The organism is Bacillus sp. FSL M7-0558 (genome assembly GCF_038003245.1).
In the GTDB taxonomy this organism is placed as follows: Bacteria; Bacillota; Bacilli; order Bacillales; family Bacillaceae; genus Bacillus; species Bacillus pumilus.
Window position 1 is genome coordinate 1619839 of record NZ_JBBOOU010000001.1, and the last position, 17394, is coordinate 1637232.

The following is a 17394-nucleotide window of genomic DNA, read 5'->3' on the forward strand; positions in this document are numbered from 1 at the left end:
CGGTATAGTTTACACTTGGAGGTTATCATGAGCAAACCGAAATATAATCGCATTGTACTGAAGCTAAGTGGCGAAGCACTAGCAGGTGATGCTGGAAATGGAATTAACCCAACTGTCATTCATTCAATTGCAAAGCAAGTAAAAGAAATTGCAGAGCTAGATGTTGAGGTTGCAGTTGTTGTAGGCGGAGGAAACCTTTGGCGCGGTAAGACAGGTAGTGACTTAGGAATGGACCGTGCAACAGCAGACTACATGGGCATGCTGGCAACAGTGATGAATTCACTCGCGCTACAAGACAGCCTAGAAACGCTTGGCATTCAGTCTAGGGTACAAACCTCTATCGAAATGAGACAGGTTGCAGAACCATACATAAGAAGAAAAGCGATCCGTCATCTTGAGAAGAAACGTGTCGTAATTTTTGCTGCAGGTACTGGTAACCCTTATTTCTCTACAGATACAACGGCAGCACTTCGTGCAGCAGAAATTGAAGCAGATGTCATTTTAATGGCGAAAAATAATGTAGACGGTGTCTACAGTGCTGATCCTCGTACAGATGCGGATGCAGTAAAATATGACAAGCTTTCATATCTTGATGTGCTAAAAGAAGGGCTTGCAGTAATGGATTCTACTGCGTCCTCATTATGTATGGACAATGACATTCCATTAATCGTATTCTCTATTATGGAAGAAGGAAATATTAAACGTGCTGTAAATGGCGAATCAATTGGAACGATTGTGAGGGGGAAATAACGTGTCAAAAGAAGTATTGAACCAAACGAAAGAAAAAATGGAAAAAGCCGTTCAAGCATACGGACGTGAACTTGCAACTGTTCGTGCGGGCAGAGCAAATGCTTCATTGCTTGATAAAGTGACGGTTGATTATTACGGTGCACAAACACCACTTAACCAAATCGCGTCAATCACAGTGCCAGAAGCACGTATGCTGATTATCACACCTTATGATAAAACAGCTATCGGTGATATCGAAAAATCGATCCAAAAGTCTGATCTTGGCATCACGCCAACAAGTGACGGAAATGTGATCCGTATTGCGATTCCTGCACTAACAGAAGAAAGACGTAAAGAGCTTGTGAAAGTGGTAAGAAAATATTCAGAAGAAGCAAAAGTAGCTGTTCGTAATGTTCGTCGTGATGCAAACGATGAGTTGAAAAAGCTCGAGAAAAATGGTGAGATCACTGAAGATGAATTAAGATCATCAACAGAGGATGTTCAAAAATTGACAGATGAATATGTCGCTAAAATTGATGACGTGACGAAAGATAAAGAAAAAGAAATCATGGAAGTTTAAGAAAAAACTATGTACAATAGATAATAGTGAAAAGACCCTCTTCATGTTTACAGGGGGTTTTTTTGTTAATACTGTTGGTGACTATATTATTAGCGGAAACGCAACCTTTTTGGGTGATGGAGGAATCTCATGCTCAATATACTCAAAAATTGGAAGAATCAGCAAACTGCAGCTTCCAACTTAGAAAGTCTGACAAAAGAAGACATATTAAATGGAGAAATTCCTGAACATATCGCCATTATCATGGATGGGAACGGAAGATGGGCAAAAAAACGTGCTCTTCCGCGGGTAGCAGGACATCATGAAGGAATGAAAGTCGTCAAGCGCATGACAAAGCTTGCAAATGAGCTGAATGTCAAAGTGCTGACTTTGTATGCTTTCTCTACAGAAAATTGGAAGCGTCCAAAACTAGAAGTAGACTTTTTAATGAAACTTCCTGAAGAATTTTTAAACATCTACCTGCCCGAGCTCATCGAGGAAAATGTCCGTGTTCGCTTAACAGGTGATCCAGACGGCCTCCCGCAGCATACGAAAAGAGCGGTGGAGAACGCAGTAAAGAGTACGACGAATAACGACGGGCTCATTTTGAATTTTGCGCTCAACTATGGAGGGCGCACAGAAATCGTCTCCGCATGCAGACAAATTTCTGAAAAAGTCAAAGAAGGTAAGCTTCAAGCAGAAGACATCACAGAAGAGATGTTTTCAGCTTATTTAATGACAGAATCTCTTCAAGATCCGGATTTGCTTATTCGCACAAGTGGAGAAATTAGATTAAGCAACTTTATGCTTTGGCAAATTGCGTACAGCGAATTTGTCTTTACGGATGTGCTTTGGCCTGACTTTTCTGATGAGCATCTTATAGGCGCTATCGGAGAATACCAGCGCCGCGGCCGGAGGTTCGGTGGAATTTAGAGGGTGGTGCAGATGAAACAAAGAATTTTGACGGGTGTTTTGGCAGCTGCAGTCTTTTTACTTGCAGTTATATATGGACAGATGCCATTTACCCTGCTGATTTACTTAATGGGAAGTGTCGCTCTCTTTGAGCTTCTAAGAATGAAAAAGATATCGATTTTTAGCTTTCCTGGTATTGTCAGCTTAATATTACTTTGGCTTTTAATGGGCGGAGAGAACAGCTTCTTCCCGAACGTAGACGCATCAAAAATGCAGATTGCTTTATTTGCAGTCTTAATTCTTTTAACTTATACAGTGTTGAGTAAAAACTCTTTCACATTCGATGAGGTTGCTTTTGTAATATTAGCGACATTATATATTGGCGTCAGTTTCTATTATTTTATTCAAATTAGAGGCTTATATGGCATGAGTGCGATCTTCTTCGCAGCAGTGATTATTTGGTCCACTGACTCAGGTGCCTATTTTATTGGGAAATCGATGGGGAAACGAAAGCTCTGGCCAGAGATCAGCCCAAACAAAACAGTAGAAGGATTTATCGGCGGAATCGTCACAGCGGTCGTGTTGTCATTTGTGTTTCAGGCGGTTACAGGATTTTTGCCATCATATCTGCTCGTTATGTTTATTACGCTTTTGCTCAGTATCTTTGGACAGCTTGGCGACCTTGTGGAATCTGCTTTAAAGCGTCATTATCACGTGAAGGATTCAGGGACAATTCTCCCTGGACATGGCGGGATTTTGGACAGGTTTGACAGCTTTTTATTCGTTCTGCCGTTTTTATATTTATTGCTTGCAACGTTTGCCAGCTAACCTCATAGAAACTTATTGAACGAGAGAAGGAGTGGCAATTTGAGATATATTTCGCTATTAGGCGCAACAGGATCAATTGGAGAACAAACATTAGATGTGATGAGGCAGCACCCAGACAAATTTAAGCTAAAAGCCATGACGTTTGGCCGAAATGTAGACAAGGCCATACCAATCATTGAACAGTTTCAGCCTGAATTTGTCGGTTGCTTAAGTGAAGAGGCCTATCACACGCTAAAAGGTCATTCATTTGAATACGATGTCAAAATGGCTGCTGGTGATGAAACCAACATCGAAGCAGCGACCTATGATGCAGTGGACGTTGTGGTCAATGCCCTTGTCGGAAGTGTCGGGCTTGTTCCAACATTAAAGGCCATTGAACAAAAAAAGACGATTGCACTCGCAAATAAGGAAACACTTGTGACAGCTGGTCATATAGTAAAAGAGTACGCGAAAAGATATGATGTACCTTTACTTCCTGTCGATAGTGAGCATTCCGCTATTTTTCAATGCCTGCAAGGTGAACAAGCTAAAAACATTGAACGCTTAATCGTGACAGCCTCAGGTGGTAGTTTCCGAGATAAAAAACGAACTGAACTTGAAGGTGTTACGGTTGAAGAAGCGCTGAACCACCCAAACTGGTCGATGGGAGCGAAAATTACCATTGATTCAGCGACGATGATGAATAAAGGGCTCGAGGTGATTGAGGCACATTGGTTGTTTGATATACCGTATGAACAAATTGATGTGCTGTTACATAAAGAGAGCATTATCCATTCGATGGTGGAATTTCACGACAAAAGCGTCATGGCTCAGTTAGGGACACCTGACATGAGAGTGCCCATTCAATATGCACTCACATACCCTGACAGGGCGCCATTACCAGAAGCAAAATCATTGAACCTTTGGGAGATTGGACAATTGAATTTCCAAAAAGCGGATTTTGACAGGTATCGCTGCTTACATTTTGCTTATGAATCAGGTAAAATAGGAGGGACAATGCCTGCTGTGCTCAATGCAGCAAATGAAATGGCAGTCGATGCTTTTCTGAAAGGCAAAGTAACATTCCTGCAAATTGAAGAATTGATTGAAAAGGCACTAAACAGACATCATGTGATTTCAACGCCTAGTTTGCAAGATATCCATGAAGTGGACAAAGATACACGAGACTTTGTTCAATCAATCCTCACATAAGGTGGTATGTTCGTGAATACAGTGATTGCGTTTATTATTATTTTTGGAACGCTCGTTTTTTTCCACGAGCTTGGCCATTTAATTATGGCGCAGCGAGCGGGGATTTTATGCCGTGAGTTCGCAATTGGTTTTGGGCCGAAGATTTTCTCCTTTAAACGAAAAGAAACCGTTTATACCATTAGACTTCTCCCTATTGGCGGATTTGTTAAAATGGCAGGAGAGGACCCTGAAGTCATTGAAATTAAACCAGGTCATACAGTGGGGCTCTTATTCAATGAGCAAAATGAAGTAGAAAAAATCATTTTAAATGATAAAGAAAAATATCCTGATGCACTTGTCATCGAAGTTGAGCAGATTGATTTAGATCATGCCATGAGAATCTCAGGATATGAAGCTGGAAATGAAGATATTTTGACTGGCTACAATGTAAGTCAAACAAGCTTTTATATTGCAGATGGTGAAGAGATTCAAATCGCACCGTACAATCGTCAATTTGGATCAAAAACGGTATGGCAGCGTATTAAAGCGATCGCAGCTGGACCGATTATGAACTTTATCTTGGCGTATGTGATATTAGTTGCTTTAGGGTTTATTCAAGGGGTCACCGTTGATGATCCTGTACTCGGCAAGCTGACGAAAGATGGCCGAGCGGCAGAAGCTGGACTCATGCAGGGAGACCACATCGTGTCCATTAACGGGGATAAAATGAATTCTTGGACAGACGTCGTTCAAACCGTTCAAAAGAACCCTGAGAAAAAAATGAATGTCGTCATTGACCGAGACGGCAAAGAAAGCACTGTGCAGGTTGTACCAGAAGCTGTGAAAGCAGACGGAAAAAACATTGGCCGTTTCGGATCTTATCCGCCAACGGAAAATGGATTTCTGAAGGTTATTTCTTCCTCAGGAACGACTGTGATTTCAACTGCAGGTCTGATTTTAACGAACTTACAAAAGATTGTCACAGGGCAATTTTCACTAGATATGTTAGCAGGTCCTGTTGGGATCTATGACATGACAGGAGAAGTAGCTAAGCAAGGTGTGTTAACATTAATGCAGTTTGCGGCGTTCCTTAGTATTAACTTAGGTATCGTGAATTTATTGCCGATTCCTGCACTAGACGGAGGACGTTTACTATTCTTGTTTGTTGAAGCCATTCGCGGTAAACCAATTAATCGTGAGAAAGAAGCACTTGTTGTCTTTATCGGTGTTGCATTCCTCATGCTGTTAATGCTAGTGGTTACGTGGAATGACATCCAGCGATTATTTTTATAAAACCAATGTCTCTTGTTTCTCATTACGGGAAACAAGAGTTTTTGTGAGAAGTCCTATTTCATAAATGAGGTGTAACGACATGAGACAATCCCTGACTTTCATACCAACTCTTCGAGAGGTGCCAGCAGATGCTGAGGCAAAAAGTCACCAGCTCTTAGTAAGAGCTGGGTTCATTAGACAAAACACAAGCGGAATCTATCATTATCTGCCGCTTGCTCATAAAGTCATCCAGCATATTCAATCCATCGTTCGCAAGGAGATGGAAAAGGCGGGAGCAGCTGAGCTGTTAATGCCAGTGCTGCAGCAGGCAGAAATGTGGCAAGAGTCAGGAAGATGGTATACATACGGTCCAGAATTGATGCGTATGAAAGATCGTCATGGCCGTGAGTTTGCACTTGGCCCAACGCACGAAGAAGTGATTACATCACTCGTACGCAGCGAAGTGAAATCGTATAAGAAGCTTCCTTTAACTCTTTATCAAATTCAATCAAAATTCCGCGACGAACAGAGACCGCGTTTTGGGCTACTGCGGGGACGTGAATTTATTATGAAGGATGCGTACTCATTCCATTCTTCACCAGAAAGCCTTGATGACACTTACAACAAGATGTTTACAGCATACTCCAATGTATTCTCAAAAGTAGGTCTTAATTTTAGACCAGTTATTGCAGATTCTGGTGCAATGGGAGGAAAAGATACACATGAGTTTATGGCACTGTCAGAAGTAGGAGAAGATACAATCGCATACTCTGATACATCTTCCTATGCTGCGAACATTGAAATGGCTGAAGCTGTATATCAAGGAGAAGAAGCAAATCCTGCGGACTTCAAAGAACTTGAAAAAGTCCATACACCGCAAGCAAAAACGATTCAAGACATCGCTGGATTTTTAGAAGTTGATCCTTCTCTTTGTATCAAGTCTGTTTTGTTTAAAGCAGATGATGCGTATGTTCTCATCCTGACGAGAGGCGACCATGAAGTAAATGATGTGAAAGTGAAAAACTTGGTAGGAGCACAGCTTGTAGAGCTTGCTACTCGCGAAGAAGTACTAGAAGTCATTGGAACAGAGCCTGGATTTGTTGGTCCAGTGAAGCTGGAAGCAGAAGTCGATATTTATGCAGACCTTGCGGTTAAAGGCATGACAAATGCTGTTGCAGGTGCAAACGAAGCGGATTATCACTATATCAATGTCAATCCTGCGCGTGATGTGTCAGTGAAAGAATTCACAGATCTCCGTTTGATTCAAGAAGGCGACGTTTCTCCAGATGGAGAAGGCACAATCCAGTTTGCTAAAGGGATTGAAGTAGGACAAGTCTTTAAACTAGGCACTCGTTATTCTGAGTCAATGGATGCGACGTACCTTGATGAGAATGGTCGAGCGCAGCCAATGATTATGGGCTGCTATGGTATCGGTATCTCTAGAACGCTTTCAGCGATTGTTGAACAGCATCACGATGAGAAAGGAATCATTTGGCCGGAAGCTGTTGCGCCATATGACCTTCATCTCCTTGCATTAAATATGAAAAACGATGCTCAAAAAGAGCTAGCTGAAACGTTATACGAGCGCTTAGAAGATGAGGGCTTTGACGTACTTTTCGATGACCGTCAGGAGCGAGCAGGCGTGAAATTTGCAGACAGTGATTTAATTGGACTGCCAATTCGCATTAGCTGCGGAAAACGTTCAGAAGAAGGCATTGTTGAAGTGAAGTTTAGAAAATCAGGGGAATCACACGAAGTATCTGTTGATGAGCTGATTTCATTTATACGCCAAGCATAAAAAACGAACAAAAAAATGAAGGTACCTCCTGTAGAAAAGAGGTACCTTTCTGATTGACAAAAGGAGGGTCCTGTCTTGGATGAACAATTACCGATCACACGGCGGCAATTTCATATATTACTCAATCAGATTCAAATGACAGATGATGACCTCAGTCGTTACTTTGAAGAAGGAGAAATCGTCAAATTGACGGTGCATAAGGCGGCGAAAACGTGGCATTTCCTTTTTAAATTTAAGGCGCTTTTGCCTTACAAGGTATATGCCATGTTTCTCAGCAGGCTGACAAATGCATTTTCTCATATTGCACAAGTCACTTGCACGATTGAAGTCAATGATTCGAGCATCTCTGAAGAGCTCGTTCAATCGTATTGGTCACATTGTGTGGAAGAGCTTCAAGGAATTTCTCCTCCAATTATCAGCTTGCTTCAGCAGCAAAAACCATCGCTGTCTGGACATAAAATCATCATCAAAACGAAAAGCGAAACAGAGGCTTTGGCCATCAAGAAGAAGTACAGTCCAATGCTCCAGGCTGCTTTTAAACAAGTAGGCTTTCCAGAATTGCAATTTGATACAGAAATTTTTGTATCAGATCAAGAGATTCAGAAGTTCAGAGAACAAAAGCTTGCTGAAGATCAAGAAAGAGCGATGCAAGCCCTCACTGAGATGGAGAAGAAGGAAAGTGAGGAGCAGGAAGAAGGTCCGTCTGGCCCACTCATGATTGGCTATCAAATTAAAGACAATGAAGAAATTCGTACGCTTGATAGTATTATGGATGAGGAAAGAAGAATCACCGTTCAGGGCTATGTATTCGATGCAGAAACGCGTGAGCTGAAAAGCGGCAGAACGCTTTGTATCTTTAAAATTACAGATTATACAAACAGTATTTTAATTAAAATGTTTGCAAGAGAAAAAGAAGATGCCCAGCTGATGAAATCATTGAAAAAAGGCATGTGGGTCAAAGCAAGAGGAAGCATTCAAAACGATACGTTTGTTAGAGACCTTGTCATGATTGCCAATGACGTCAATGAAATGAAACCTCAGCTGAAAGAGGATACGGCACCTGAGGGTGAAAAGCGTGTCGAGCTTCATTTGCATTCCCCAATGAGTCAAATGGATGCTGTTACTGGCATCGGCAAGTTGGTGGAACAAGCAAAAAAATGGGGACATGAAGCGATTGCTCTGACGGATCATGCGGTTGTACAATCCTTCCCAGATGCGTATGCAGCAAGTAAAAAGCATGACATCAAAATGATGTATGGTGTGGAAATCAACTTGGTTGACGACGGAGTACCTATTGCCTATAATCCAGAGCACCGTTTGTTAGAGGATGCAACATATGTTGTATTTGACGTAGAGACAACTGGACTTTCAGCTGTGTATGACACGATTATTGAGCTGGCAGCAGTGAAAATAAAGGGCGGAGAAATCATTGACCGTTTTGAGGCATTTGCAAATCCTCATCACCCACTATCAGCGACAACGATCGAATTAACAGGTATCACGGATGATATGGTCAGAGATGCTCCAGATGTCGTCGATGTCGTACGGGATTTCAAAGAATGGATTGGACAAGATATCCTTGTTGCGCACAATGCAAGCTTTGATATGGGCTTTTTAAATACAGCGTACAAACGCCTGTTAAAAACAGATAAAGCGTCAAACCCTGTGATTGATACACTGGAACTTGGCCGATTCCTTTACCCTGAATTTAAGAATCACCGGCTGAACACACTTTGTAAAAAGTTCGATATAGAACTGACGCAGCATCACCGGGCCATTTACGATGCAGAGGCGACAGGCTACCTCATGCTGAAAATGCTAAAAGATGCGGCTGAAAAGGATATTGCCTATCACGATCAATTGAATGAAAACATGGGTCAGTCTAATGCTTACCAGCGCTCACGTCCTTACCATGCCATTCTGATCGCACAAAATGAGACAGGGCTGAAAAATTTATTCAAGCTTGTTTCTCTTTCTCATATTCATTATTTCTACCGAGTGCCGCGCATTCCGCGCTCACAGCTTGAGAAATATCGAGAAGGTTTAATTATTGGGTCTGCCTGTGATAAGGGTGAAGTGTTTGAAGGGATGATGCAAAAATCACCTGATGAGGTGGAAGACATTGCAGCATTTTATGACTATTTAGAAGTTCATCCGCCAGAAGTGTATCAGCATCTGCTGCAGCTGGAGCTTGTTCGAGATGAACGTGCGTTAAAAGAAATCATCACAAACATTGTGAAGCTTGGCGAAAAGCTGAATAAACCAGTCGTAGCAACCGGAAATGTGCATTATCTGCATCCAGAAGACAAAATTTATCGTAAAATCTTAATTTCATCACAAGGTGGAGCAAATCCGCTGAATCGTCATGAACTGCCAAAAGTTCATTTTAGAACGACAGATGAAATGCTTGAAGCATTCTCCTTTCTAGGAGAGGAAAAAGCGAAAGAGATCGTCGTGACGAATACGAAAAAAGTCTCTGAGATGGTCGAAAGCATTAAACCAATCAAAGATGACCTATACACACCAAAAATTGAAGGTGCAGATGAAGAAGTACGGGAAATGAGCTATCAAATGGCGCGCAGCATCTATGGAGATGATTTGCCGAAAATCGTAGAAGACCGTATTGAGAAAGAATTAAAAAGTATTATCGGGCATGGATTCGCCGTTATTTACTTAATCTCTCATAAGCTTGTAAAGAAATCACTTGATGACGGATATCTTGTTGGTTCAAGGGGATCTGTCGGCTCATCTCTTGTTGCAACTTTAACAGAGATTACCGAAGTGAACCCGCTTGCGCCGCATTATGTATGTCCAAGCTGTAAGCATTCCGAGTTCTTTAACGACGGATCTGTTGGTTCAGGCTTTGACCTTCCTGACAAGGACTGCCCGGAATGTGGCACGCCGTACAAAAAAGACGGGCATGATATTCCGTTTGAAACGTTCTTAGGTTTTAAAGGAGACAAAGTCCCTGATATCGACTTGAACTTCTCAGGTGAATATCAGCCGATTGCCCATAACTATACGAAAGAGCTGTTCGGTGAAGAGTATGTATACCGAGCAGGTACGATTGGTACTGTTGCAGAAAAAACAGCATATGGTTACGTGAAAGGCTACGCTGGAGATCATAATCTTCATATGAGGGGCGCAGAAATCGACCGGCTTGTACAAGGCTGTACAGGGGTAAAACGGACAACGGGCCAGCATCCAGGCGGTATTATTGTAGTGCCGGATTATATGGACATTTACGATTTCTCACCTATTCAATTTCCAGCAGATGCGACAGGTTCTGATTGGAAAACGACGCATTTTGATTTCCACTCAATCCATGACAACTTGCTCAAACTTGATATATTAGGGCACGATGATCCTACGGTTATTCGTATGCTTCAAGATTTAAGCGGAATTGATCCAAAGACGATTCCAACAGATGATCCAGAAGTGATGAAAATTTTCCAAGGAACAGAGCCTCTTGGTGTAACAGAGGAGCAAATTGGCTGTAAAACAGGTACACTCGGTATTCCAGAGTTTGGGACAAGGTTTGTTCGGCAAATGCTTGAGGATACAAAACCAACAACCTTCTCAGAGCTTGTTCAGATCTCTGGATTATCACACGGGACGGATGTATGGCTAGGGAACGCGCAAGAGCTCATTCACAATAAAACGTGTGAACTAAGTGAAGTGATTGGGTGCCGTGACGATATTATGGTCTATCTCATCTATCAGGGCTTAGAGCCGTCACTTGCCTTTAAAATCATGGAGTCTGTTCGTAAAGGAAAAGGACTTCCCCCTGAATGGGAAGAAGAAATGAAGAATAATAATGTACCGAACTGGTATATTGATTCTTGTAAAAAGATCAAATACATGTTCCCTAAGGCCCACGCAGCTGCTTACGTATTAATGGCTGTACGGATTGCCTACTTTAAGGTGCATCATGCACTTTTATACTATGCGGCTTATTTTACCGTTCGTGCAGATGACTTTGATATTGAAACAATGACAAAAGGATCGAATGCGATTCGAGCGGTCATGGACGATATTAACTCAAAAGGTTTAGATGCTTCACCGAAAGAAAAGAACCTATTAACTGTACTAGAGCTTGCCCTTGAAATGTGTGAAAGAGGCTACCATTTCAAAAAAGTGGATCTCTATCGATCAAGTGCAACAGAGTTTATCATTGATGGAGATGGATTAATTCCGCCATTCAACTCAATCCCTGGACTCGGAACGAACGTTGCGTTAAATATTGTTCGCGCACGTCAAGATGGGGAATTCCTTTCAAAAGAGGATTTACAAAAACGCGGAAAAGTGTCGAAAACGATTCTAGAATATTTAGATCGTCAAGGCTGCTTAGAAGCACTTCCTGATCAAAACCAGCTTTCTTTGTTTTAATGCGATCAATGAAGAGCGCCCTTAAAGGGGCGTTTCTTTTTTATATATACAATAATATTATTATGTTAACTAATAAAGAATTTCCACCAAATGGAATCATTTTCTAATTCATTCATATACCTTGATTTAGCGTGATGTTTTAAAAGAAGAGATTGTATGTCATTCTTTCTACCCAAATAGAGCAAAAAAGAGAATTTCGCCGTCTGAAATGTTCTCAATCGACATATGATCATTCTGGGTACAGTCACAGAAAGAATCAAGAGAAAAAAACTTCGATGAGCGCAAAGCTGATTGCTGTTTACTATGCTTATTTTTGAAACATATTTGATTCTTTTCAAAGCTGTTCAAATCACGTTCTGAATCAAAGGAGGTGGCTTGTCTATTCATGTTTGACTAAATAGAAGGGGTGAGTCATACAGAAATGGCATCGTATAACTATGTAGAGGTTCTTCAAAAATCCTTGTTGTTTTATGAAGCGCAGCGGTCTGGAAAACTGCCTAAAAGCAGCCGTCTCAACTGGCGGGGAGATTCTGGACTAGAGGACGGGAAGGATGTAGGGCATGACTTAACTGGCGGCTGGTATGACGCAGGTGATCATGTGAAATTTGGACTTCCAATGGCGTACTCAGCAGCTGTGCTTGCATGGACAGTATATGAATACCGAGAAGCCTATGAAGAGGCAGAACTGCTTGATGACATCCTCGATCAAATCAGGTGGGCAACAGATTATTTTTTGAAAGCTCATACAGGTCCGAACGAGTTTTGGGCGCAGGTAGGTGATGGGAACGCTGATCATGCTTGGTGGGGACCGGCAGAAGTGATGCCGATGAGCCGGCCAGCTTTTAAAATTGATGAAAATTGTCCAGGAACAGAAGTGGCCGCACAAACTGCGGCAGCTTTAGCAGCGGGCTCTATCATTTTTAAAGAGACAGATGCCCCTTATGCAGCAAAGCTTCTGACGCACGCGAAACAGCTGTATGCATTTGCGGACAGGTATCGCGGCGAGTATACAGATTGTGTCACAAACGCTCAGCCGTTTTACAACTCATGGAGCGGCTATATTGATGAACTCATTTGGGGCGGAATCTGGCTGTACTTGGCAACAAATGAAGAAACCTATTTAAATCAAGCATTAAAAGCAGTAGAGGAATGGCCGAAGGATTGGGATTATACGTTTACCATGTCCTGGGACAATACTTTTTTTGCTTCGCAAATCTTACTCGCCAGAATCACGAAAGAGAATCGATTTATAGAATCGACAGAGCGTAATCTTGATTACTGGACCACAGGTTTTGTTCAAAATGGAAAAGTCGAAAGAATCACTTATACGCCTGGCGGTTTGGCATGGCTTGATCAATGGGGCTCGCTTCGTTATACAGCAAATGCAGCATTTTTAGCCTTTGTTTACGCTGATTGGGTGTCAGATGAAGAAAAAAAGAATCGATACCAAACGTTTGCGATCAACCAAACTCACTATATGCTTGGTGATAATCCGCTTAATAGAAGCTATGTCGTTGGGTTTGGCCAGAACCCGCCGAAGCATCCACACCACCGAACTGCACACGGTTCATGGTCTAATCAGCTGACAAATCCTTCGAATCATCGTCACACTCTTTATGGGGCGCTCGTTGGCGGACCAAATGCACAGGATCAATATGACGATGACATCTCTGATTATGTATCAAACGAGGTGGCGACGGACTATAATGCCGCTTTTACAGGAAATATAGCCAAAATGGTGCAGCTGTTTGGAAAAGGGCAATCAAAGCTGCCCAATTTCCCGCCTCAAGAACAACCAGAGGATGAGTTTTTTGTAGAGGCAGCAGTGATGAATAACGATGCAACATCTACTCAAGTAAAGGCGGTTCTATACAACCGGTCCGGATGGCCGGCTAGACGTAGTCAAACGCTCTCCTTTAGATATTACGTCAATCTGAGTGAGGTCTTTGCAAAGGGATTCACTGAAAAAGATATTCAAGTGACAGCCGCCTACAATGAAGGCGCTTCCTTATCTCCGCTCAAGGTATATGACGCATCAGCTCACGTGTATTATGCAGAAATTGATTTTACGGGCGTAGCGATTTTTCCTGGAGGAGAATCAGAGCATAAGAAGGAAATACAATTTCGATTATCTGCACCAAATGGGTCGAATATATGGGATGCCTCAAATGATTATTCCTTTCAAGGCTTAACATCCAATATGCAAAAAACACCGAGAATTCCTGTTTTTGATGATGGTGCTTTAGTATTTGGTACACTTCCAGACAAATAAAAATCAAGATTTTTTGAAAGGGTGAAGGATTTGTCAAACAAAGAACGGTTTTTAACGCTTTATCATCAAATTAAAAGTGATGGGAATGGATATTTTTCATCAGAAGGAATTCCGTATCATTCAATTGAGACGCTTATTTGCGAAGCGCCTGATTATGGGCATATGACAACGTCAGAAGCGTATAGCTATTGGCTGTGGCTAGAGGTGTTGTACGGACATTACACAGGGGATTGGAGCAAATTAGAGGCAGCCTGGGACAATATGGAGAAGTACATCATCCCAGTAAATGAAGATGGAAATGATGAGCAGCCGCATATGAGCGCCTACAATCCTTCTAGCCCAGCCACATACGCAGCGGAAAAACCATATCCAGATCAATATCCTAGTCAGCTGAGCGGAGCTCGTCCTGCTGGTCAAGATCCGATTGATGGTGAATTGAAATCAACCTATGGAACGAATGAAACGTATTTAATGCACTGGCTGCTTGATGTCGATAACTGGTATAAATATGGGAACTTACTCAATCCATCACATACAGCCGCATATGTGAACACGTTCCAACGTGGGCCGCAGGAATCTGTATGGGAGGCGATCCCACATCCATCACAAGATGATCAATCTTTTGGGAAGCCAAATGAAGGCTTTATGAGCTTGTTCACAAAAGAAAACCAAGCACCAGCTGCTCAGTGGCGCTATACCAATGCGACGGATGCTGATGCGCGTGCAATACAAGCGATGTATTGGGCAAAGGAACTCGGCTACAATAATTCAACCTATCTTGATAAAGCAAAAAAAATGGGTGATTTTCTCCGTTACGGTATGTACGATAAGTATTTTCAAACGATTGGAAGCGGCAAGCAAGGGAATCCGTACCCTGGAAACGGAAAGGGTGCCTGTCATTACTTAATGGCGTGGTATACCTCTTGGGGCGGAGGACTTGGCGACTATGCAAACTGGTCATGGCGTATCGGAGCGAGCCACTGCCACCAAGGGTATCAAAACCCTGTCGCCGCTTATGCTTTGTCCTCAGACAAAGGTGGTTTAAAGCCATCTTCCGCTACCGGTGCAAGCGATTGGGAAAAAACATTAAAAAGGCAGCTTGAATTTTATGTATGGCTGCAATCAAAAGAGGGAGCGATAGCAGGAGGCGCAACCAATAGCTGGAATGGAGACTATAGTGCATATCCGGCGGGAAGAAGTACTTTTTACGATATGGCATACGAGGATGCACCTGTTTACCATGATCCACCTTCTAATAACTGGTTTGGGATGCAGGCATGGCCGATGGAGCGCGTAGCAGAGCTTTATTATATTTTTGTGAAAGATGGAGACAAAACTTCTGAAAATGTCCAAATGGCGAAATCTTGTATCACAAAATGGGTCGACTATGCATTAGATTACATTTTTATCGGCAGCCGTCCTGTGTCGGATGAAGAGGGGTATTTCTTAGATGACCAAGGACAAAGAATTCTAGGAGGAACAAATGCTGCTGTTGCTACAACGAGTGCACCTGGCGAGTTTTGGCTTCCTGGAAATATTGCTTGGAGCGGACAGCCTGACACGTGGAATGGATTCCAGTCTGCAACAGGAAATCCAAACCTAACAGCTGTCACAAAAGATCCAACTCAGGATACGGGCGTACTAGGGAGTCTCGTCAAGGCTTTAACATTCTTTGCTGCTGCTACTAAGCTAGAAACAGGGGATTATACAGCGCTTGGCGTAAAAGCGAAAGATGCAGCCGCACAGCTCCTTGAGGTGGCGTGGAATTACAATGATGGCGTGGGCATTGTGACAGAGGAAGACAGAGAGGACTATGACCGCTTCTTTAAAAAAGAAGTGTATTTCCCAAATGGTTGGAGCGGGACCTTTGGTCAAGGGAATCAGATTCCTGGATCAAGCACTATTCCTTCTGATCCGCAGCGAGGAGGTAATGGGGTCTATACGAGTTTTGCTGATCTTCGTCCAAACATTAAACAAGATCCAGCATGGTCTTCACTCGAGAGTAAATATCAGTCTTCATTTAATGAAGCAACAGGCAAATGGGAGAATGGGGCACCGGTTTTCACCTATCACCGTTTTTGGTCACAAGTGGATATGGCCACTGCCTACGCAGAATATCATCGTCTAATCAACTAGCAGGTGAAATTTAAGCTGCCGGTTTCTTGAGCCGGCAGTTTGTTTAAGAAATATAAATACAGTGAAGATAAGGGTGTTTTTACATGGTCAAAGAAAGAAGTTTTCTTCATCAATCAATAAACAAGGGCGAAAATGAGCAGATCAATCTGATGTGGAAAAAAGAGGCGAATGATCGAATCTCAGAGCATAGACAAAGAGATCTTGAAATAAACGTCACAAATCACGATAAAAAGCCAATAGCAGGTATAGAGGTTGAGATTAAGCAAATCAGGCATGAATTCGCATTTGGTTCAGCGATGAATGACCAAGTGTTATTTAATCAACAATATGCCGATTTTTTTGTGAAGCATTTTAATTGGGCTGTTTTTGAAAATGAGGCAAAATGGTATGCAAATGAGCCGGAAAGAGGGAGAATCACCTACGAAAAAGCAGATGCGATGCTGAATTTTGCAGATAAACATCAACTTCCAGTAAGGGGGCACGCTTTATTTTGGGAGGTAGAGGATGCCAATCCAAGCTGGCTGAGGTCACTACCGAATCACGAAGTGTATGAAGCCATGAAAAACCGGCTTGAGCATGCGGGCAATCACTTTAAAGGAAGATTCCGTCACTGGGATGTAAACAATGAAATGATGCATGGTTCATTTTTTAAAGACCGCTTCGGGAAAAATATTTGGAAATGGATGTATGAAGAAACGAAAAAAATTGACCCTCAAGCACGATTGTTTGTGAATGATTATAATGTGATCTCATATGGTGAGCACCATGCTTATAAAGCACATATCAATGAACTTCGTCAGTTAGGCGCACCTATTGAGGCGATTGGTGTACAAGGACATTTTGAAGAACGGGTCGATCCAGCCGTTGTAAAAGAGAGGCTCGATGTGCTTGCTGAGCTTGGACTTCCTATATGGGTTACAGAGTACGACTCTGTTCACCCTGACGCTAATAGAAGAGCGGATAACCTAGAGGCTTTATACCGTGTCGCATTTAGTCATCCAGCCGTAAAAGGAGTGCTAATGTGGGGATTTTGGGCAGGTGCCCATTGGAGAGGTGAGCATGCGGCCATCGTGAATTACGATTGGTCTTTAAATGAAGCAGGTAGACGTTACGAAAAGCTTCTAAATGAGTGGACGACACAAAGAGTTGAAATAACAGATGCTAATGGCAATGTGACATGTCGAGCATTTCACGGGACATATGAGATTCGAATCGGTAAAGAAAGTAAACTGTTGAAACAGCAGACAATTGAACTTGATTCAAATGAACAAACACCACTTCGGCTAGATGTGATCATACCTGAAGAAGGATAGATTGTGAGGAGAATGT

The 17394-nt window shown here is 42.3% G+C and carries 11 protein-coding genes; all 11 read left to right on the top strand.

Annotated features, from left to right (window positions below):
• Nucleotides 1-27 precede the first annotated feature (27 nt).
• The 11 genes from pyrH to MHB79_RS08135 all read left to right on the top strand — a co-directional run bounded on the left by pyrH (nt 28) and on the right by MHB79_RS08135 (nt 17378).
• Nucleotides 28-750 (top strand): UMP kinase, encoded by a 723-nt coding sequence (pyrH, locus tag MHB79_RS08085; protein ID WP_003210919.1) that lies wholly within the window; start codon nt 28-30, stop codon nt 748-750.
• Between the two features lies 1 nt (nt 751).
• Nucleotides 752-1309: a ribosome recycling factor gene (gene frr, locus MHB79_RS08090; RefSeq protein ID WP_003212469.1), complete on the top strand. Its 558-nt coding sequence runs from the start codon at nt 752-754 to the stop codon at nt 1307-1309.
• Nucleotides 1310-1438: 129 nt separating this feature from the next.
• Nucleotides 1439-2221 carry an isoprenyl transferase gene (locus MHB79_RS08095; RefSeq protein ID WP_003212321.1) on the top strand — a complete coding sequence of 261 codons (783 nt, stop codon included), beginning with the start codon at nt 1439-1441 and terminating at the stop codon, nt 2219-2221.
• A 12-nt stretch (nt 2222-2233) separates the two neighbouring features.
• Nucleotides 2234-3028 (top strand): phosphatidate cytidylyltransferase, encoded by a 795-nt coding sequence (locus tag MHB79_RS08100; RefSeq protein WP_044141895.1) that lies wholly within the window; start codon nt 2234-2236, stop codon nt 3026-3028.
• Between the two features lie 39 nt (nt 3029-3067).
• Entirely contained in the window at nt 3068-4219 is a 1152-nt protein-coding gene (gene dxr / locus MHB79_RS08105; protein ID WP_340989452.1) for a 1-deoxy-D-xylulose-5-phosphate reductoisomerase, read from the top strand.
• 6 nt (nt 4220-4225) lie between these two features.
• Nucleotides 4226-5491 carry an RIP metalloprotease RseP gene (gene rseP, locus MHB79_RS08110; protein WP_106055909.1) on the top strand — a complete coding sequence of 422 codons (1266 nt, stop codon included), beginning with the start codon at nt 4226-4228 and terminating at the stop codon, nt 5489-5491.
• A gap of 79 nt (nt 5492-5570) precedes the next feature.
• A complete protein-coding gene (locus MHB79_RS08115; protein ID WP_050945032.1) occupies nt 5571-7268 on the top strand; it encodes a proline--tRNA ligase in 1698 nt (565 codons plus the stop codon).
• A 135-nt stretch (nt 7269-7403) separates the two neighbouring features.
• Nucleotides 7404-11657: a PolC-type DNA polymerase III gene (locus tag MHB79_RS08120; RefSeq protein ID WP_233421743.1), complete on the top strand. Its 4254-nt coding sequence runs from the start codon at nt 7404-7406 to the stop codon at nt 11655-11657.
• A gap of 421 nt (nt 11658-12078) precedes the next feature.
• Complete coding sequence (locus MHB79_RS08125) at nt 12079-13929, top strand: glycoside hydrolase family 9 protein (RefSeq protein WP_251191345.1); 1851 nt, start codon at nt 12079-12081, stop codon at nt 13927-13929.
• Between the two features lie 30 nt (nt 13930-13959).
• A complete protein-coding gene (locus tag MHB79_RS08130) occupies nt 13960-16065 on the top strand; it encodes a glycoside hydrolase family 48 protein (protein WP_003210908.1) in 2106 nt (701 codons plus the stop codon).
• Nucleotides 16066-16148: 83 nt separating this feature from the next.
• The gene (locus MHB79_RS08135) at nt 16149-17378 is read left to right on the top strand and encodes an endo-1,4-beta-xylanase (RefSeq protein ID WP_212045866.1); all 1230 of its coding nucleotides are present in this window, start codon (nt 16149-16151) and stop codon (nt 17376-17378) included.
• Nucleotides 17379-17394 lie beyond the last annotated feature (16 nt).